Origin of the sequence: Isoptericola sp. NPDC060257 (genome assembly GCF_042726645.1) — a bacterium.
In the GTDB taxonomy this organism is placed as follows: domain Bacteria; phylum Actinomycetota; class Actinomycetes; order Actinomycetales; family Cellulomonadaceae; genus Isoptericola; species Isoptericola nanjingensis.
The window spans coordinates 1-4488 of the sequence record NZ_JBHXAW010000323.1 but is presented as its reverse complement, the minus strand read 5'-3'; the positions used below and the strand labels follow the sequence as shown (position 1 = coordinate 4488).

Here is a 4488-nt window from a genome sequence, read left to right as displayed (position 1 = left end):
GTGTTCTACAGTCCGTGTTTGGTCGGGAGCGTATTATGTGTTTATGTGGGTGGTTGGTCGGAGGCCAGCGCTCTGCTTGACTGGTTTGAACAAGGTGGCACAAACGCGACCTGCTCGCCCGACCGTTGCTGTCCGCACGGAAACTGAGGGTGAGCGGTGGCGGCCCTCCCACTGGGGCCGACCCCGCCCGCCGGGTGGGCAGAAGCGCAGGTCACGGCGCTGCCCACTCCCGCGGGACGCGGGGTCCGACCCGTCCTCGACACATGCTCTCGCCGCCGGTCGACCCGCCGCGACGCACGATCATGAGGGTGGCTCGGAGCGCCGGCGGGCGCCGGCGCCCGGGGGCTTGCGAGCAGCGCCGGCGGACCTCATGCTGGGTGCGCGGTACCGGACAGCACTGTGCGGTACCGCGCCAGAGTCTCAGCGTCGAACTCCCCCCCGACCGCGTCTTTCGACACCGGATACCCGCAGCCACCGGCAGTCCAGGGTTCACACGAAGACCCGTGGCGGCGCGTCGACGGGAGGCAGGATCGTGGGCGACGACCAGCAGCACGAGGAGGACCTCGAAGCAGCCCTCGCACCGGGGAGCCGGCCTCCGCTCGGCCGGTACCGGCTCGACCTCGCCACGGGCGAGTGGGCATGGTCGGACGAGATCTTCGAGATGCACGGCTTCCAGCCCGGAGAGATCGTGCCGACCACCGATGTGATGCTCGCGCACAAGCATCCCGACGACCGTGAGCGGGTCGACAGCGTCCTCAAGAAGGCTGCTGCGACGGGCGAACCGTTCAGCTCGGTCCATCGGATCCTCGACGCACGGGGCGGGACCAGGACACTGGCGGTGACCGGCCAGGGCCGAGCCGATCCCGTGACCGGGCGGGTCGCCGAGCTCTTCGGCTACTTCATCGACGTCACCGAGGCGAGCCGAGGGCTGGCCCAACGCGAGGCGACCGCGTCGATCCGGGCCGCCGCACAGAGCCGGTCCACGATCGACCAGGCCAAGGGAGTGCTGGTCGTCGGACTGTCGCTGGACGAGGACGAGGCGTTCAACCGTCTGCGTACCGCGTCGAACCACAGCAACATCCCCCTGCGGCAGCTGGCCGACAGGCTTCTGGCAACCTTCTCCCGACCAGGGACCACGTCGTTCCCCACCCGGGAAGACCTGACGGCGTTCCTCGCCGATCCGCGTACCCCGTCCGGCTCGCCGGACGCGTGAGCTGCCCCGCCGGCCGGCCCGGGCGGCGGTCAGGCTCAGCCCCGCGACTCGTAGCGGTACTGCTCCGTCAGCAGGCGTGCGGCACGGTCGGCGCCCGCCGGCTCCTGTCTCAGTCCCTGCAGCATCGTGTCGACCTTCTCCTGGGTTGACCTGGGCGGCAGCAGCGGCGTGTCCGGGTCGACCACGGCGTGGATCACCACGGGCCGGTCGGCATCGAGGGCACGACGCCACGCCGCCTCGACATCCTGGGCGCTCTCGACCCGGGTGCCCGCGAGGCCCAGCATCTCGGCGTACTCCGCGTAGGGGAACGCGGGCACGCGCTGCGAGTCTCCGAAGCGCGGGTCCCCCTCCATCTCGCGTTGCTCCCACGACACCTCGGCCAGGTCTCCCCGTTGTCGAGAACGAGCACCACGAAGCGTGGATCGTCCCAGTCGCGCCAACGGTCGGCGACGGTGATGAGCTCGGACAGCCCGTTCATCTGCATCGCGCCGTCGCCCGCGAGCGCCACCACCGGCCTGTCGGGGTGCAGCAGCTTGGCTGCGATCCCGTACGGCATGGCGGAACCCATCGAGGCCAGCGTGCTGGACAGGTGGGCGGGCACCCCCGGTGGCAGCCGGAGGAACCTCGCGTACCAGTACGTGACCGAGCCGACGTCGACCGCGACCTGCGCGTCGCGAGGCAGGTGCGCGGACAGCTCGTGGATCACGCGCTGCGGGTTGAGCAGCCGGGTCTCCTGGGCGACGCGCTGCTGGGCCACGCCCCGCCAGGCGGCGACGGTGCGTTCGACCTCCGGTCGCCAGCCTGCCCTCTCGGGCAGGAGCGGGAGCAGGGCGTCCAGCGTCTGCCGCGCGTCGCCCACGAGCGCGACGTCGACGGGGTGCTTGGTCCCGATGTGGCGGGCCGTGATGTCGACCTGGACGGCCCGGGCCTGGCCGGGCGGCGGGTAGTACTCCGTCCAGGGGTCGTTGGACCCGACGATCAGAAGGGCGTCGCACCCGGCCATCAGGTCGGCCGAGGCGGTGGTCCCGAGGTGTCCCATGACGCCGCAGTGGTAGGCCAGCGTCTCGTCCAGGAGCGGCTTGCCCAGCAGCGACGTCGTGAGGCCGGCGCCGAGCCGCTCGACGACCCGTCGTACCTGGTCCTCGGCCCCGGCGGCGCCCTGGCCGACGAGGACGGCGACCCGCTCGCCCTCGGAGAGCACGTCAGCGGCTGCCGCCAGCGCGTCCTCGTGGGGGATCGTTCTCGGCGTCGCGAACGCCGTCGAGCTCGGCACGAGGCCGTGCGCGTGCCGGCCCGGCTCGGCTCGGGTGCGTCCGCCTTCTGCACGTCGTGCGGGACGATGATCCCCACCGGGCGGGAGGTGGCCAGGGCCGTGCGGAAGGCGTCGTCGAGGACGTGCGGCACCTGCTCCGCGGTCGTCACGCTCTGCAGGTAGGGCGCGCAGGCGTCCTTGAGCACCGAGTGCAGGTCCAGCTCCTGCTGGTAGCCGGACCCGAGCGCGGTGCTCACGACCTGCCCGACGATCGCGACGACGGGCCGCCCGTCGAGCTTCGCGTCGTACAGGCCGTTGAGCAGGTGCACCGCCCCCGGTCCCTGGGTCGCGAGGCAGACGCCCACCCCGCCGCCGTACTTGGCGTGCCCCGACGCCATGAAGGCCGCCATCTCCTCGTGCCGCGCGGTGACGAGCTCGATGTCCGCCCGCCGCCGGCGCAGGGCGCCGAGCAGGGGGTCGACGCCGTCGCCGGCGTACCCGAAGACCCGCTCGACGCCCCAGTCGAGGAGCCGGCCCACGAGCGCGTCGGCGACGGTCCCCGCGTCGGTGCTCACCCCTGGCCGCCTCCCGGCGACGTCGCGGAAGTGCCGTGCTGGGTGAGCTGCCCGAGGAACTCGTGGCACCGGTGCGCCCGCTGCGAGTCCTCGGCCATCACCTGCTCGAAGAAGGCCGCGATCTCCTCCTGGCCCGCGTTGCGCGCGTCGCGCACGTACTGCCCGTAGTCGTGGCCCGCCTTGAGCGAGTGGTACTGCACCGACACCAGGTCGTAGGTGACGTCGTCGAAGCCGGTCTCTCCGGTGGCCATGGTCGTCCTCCGATGGCGAGAGGGGACGGCCCGCTGCTGGACCTCTCACCACCGTCGCAGTCCTGCCCGTGCTCGCAAACCGACACCGGCGCCGCTCTCGTCACCGACGTCGCACGGGCTTCCGGTCAGGCGAGGTCACGCCACCTCGTCGCGCGCGCGGGTCGTGCGTGTGGCCACCCAGCGTGTCAGGAGGTAGACGACGAGACCCACCGCGACGAGCACACCGGCCAATGCCCAGTGCTGCGCCTCCTGCTGGGTGAGCAGGACGAGGCAGGTGGCGATGGCGAGCACCGGCAGCGCCGTCGGCGACCGGAAGTGGTCGTGATCGACCTCGTCGCGGCGCAGCACGAGCACGGCGACGTTCGTCGAGAGGAACACGAACAGCAGCAGGAGGACGACGGTCGAGGCCAGGTCGACCAGCTCCCCCGTCGCGGCGAGCACGATGGCGACGGCGGTGGTCACCAGGATGGCCACGCCCGGCGTGCGTCGGCGCGGCAGCACCCGCGCGAGCGGGGCGGGCAGCAGTCCTTGCTTCGCCATGCCGTACGAGAGCCGGCTCGTCATGATCATGGTCAGCAGCGCGCCGTTGGCGACAGCGACGAGTGCGATGACGGCGAACAGCTCCGGCGGGACGGCGCCGGCCACGCGGACGACCTCGAGCAGCGGCCCGGAGGACGCGGCGAGCTCGGCCGGCGGCACGACCGCCGGCGCGACGAAGCCGAGGAGCACGTACACCGCACCCGCGGTGGCGAGCGCGCCGAACAGGGCCCGGGGATAGACCCGAGAGACGTCGCGGACCTCCTCGGCGAGGTTCGCGGACGTCTCGAAGCCGACGAACGAGTAGAACGCCACCAACGCGCTCCCCAGGACGGCGAGGCCCACCGACGTGTCCTCCGGAGGGGTGAACGCCCCGCTGAGATCGGCGTCACCACGGCCGATCACCCATGCCCCCAGGACGATGACCAGCACCAGGCCGCCGGCCTCGATCACCGTCATCACGACGTTGGCGCGCAGCGACTCCTTGATGCCCCAGGCGTTGACGAGCGCCACGACGAGCAGGAAGACGATCGCCGCGGGGACCTGCGGGACGTCGAGGAACGCGGTGAGGTACTCCCCCGTGAACGCCAACGACAGTCCGGCAGCGCTCACGACTCCCGCGGCCAGCATGCAGAAACCCACGAGGAACGCGACCAGCGG

The 4488-nt window shown here is 71.9% G+C and carries 4 protein-coding genes and 3 pseudogenes; 1 reads left to right on the top strand and 6 read right to left on the bottom strand.

The window, feature by feature from the left end:
- The first annotated feature begins 532 nt into the window (after window positions 1-532).
- On the top strand, window positions 533-1213 hold the full coding sequence (locus tag ACFWEK_RS19175; RefSeq protein WP_430555069.1) for a PAS and ANTAR domain-containing protein: 681 nt from the start codon (window positions 533-535) through the stop codon (window positions 1211-1213).
- 35 nt (window positions 1214-1248) lie between these two features.
- Here ACFWEK_RS19175 and ACFWEK_RS19170 read toward each other — a convergent pair whose 3' ends face one another.
- The 6 genes and pseudogenes from ACFWEK_RS19170 to ACFWEK_RS19145 all read right to left on the bottom strand — a co-directional run.
- Complete coding sequence (locus tag ACFWEK_RS19170) at window positions 1249-1413, bottom strand: hypothetical protein (protein ID WP_430555070.1); 165 nt, start codon at window positions 1411-1413, stop codon at window positions 1249-1251.
- A 48-nt stretch (window positions 1414-1461) separates the two neighbouring features.
- Window positions 1462-1566: pseudogene (locus ACFWEK_RS19165) on the bottom strand (hypothetical protein); the annotation flags it as partial.
- A gap of 95 nt (window positions 1567-1661) precedes the next feature.
- Window positions 1662-2414 (bottom strand): annotated as a pseudogene (locus ACFWEK_RS19160) (thiamine pyrophosphate-dependent enzyme); the annotation flags it as partial.
- 320 nt (window positions 2415-2734) lie between these two features.
- Window positions 2735-3004 (bottom strand): annotated as a pseudogene (locus ACFWEK_RS19155) (thiamine pyrophosphate-binding protein); the annotation flags it as partial.
- A 32-nt stretch (window positions 3005-3036) separates the two neighbouring features.
- Window positions 3037-3291 carry an acyl carrier protein gene (locus tag ACFWEK_RS19150; protein ID WP_430545117.1) on the bottom strand — a complete coding sequence of 85 codons (255 nt, stop codon included), beginning with the start codon at window positions 3289-3291 and terminating at the stop codon, window positions 3037-3039.
- 135 nt (window positions 3292-3426) lie between these two features.
- Window positions 3427-4488: APC family permease (locus ACFWEK_RS19145; RefSeq protein ID WP_430555068.1), on the bottom strand; the 1062-nt coding region annotated here is incomplete at its 5' end.

Coding starts and splice junctions, on each gene's coding strand:
- ACFWEK_RS19150 (WP_430545117.1), bottom strand. CDS start 3,291: ATGGCCACCGGAGAGACCGGCTTCGACGACGTCACCTACGACCTGGTG.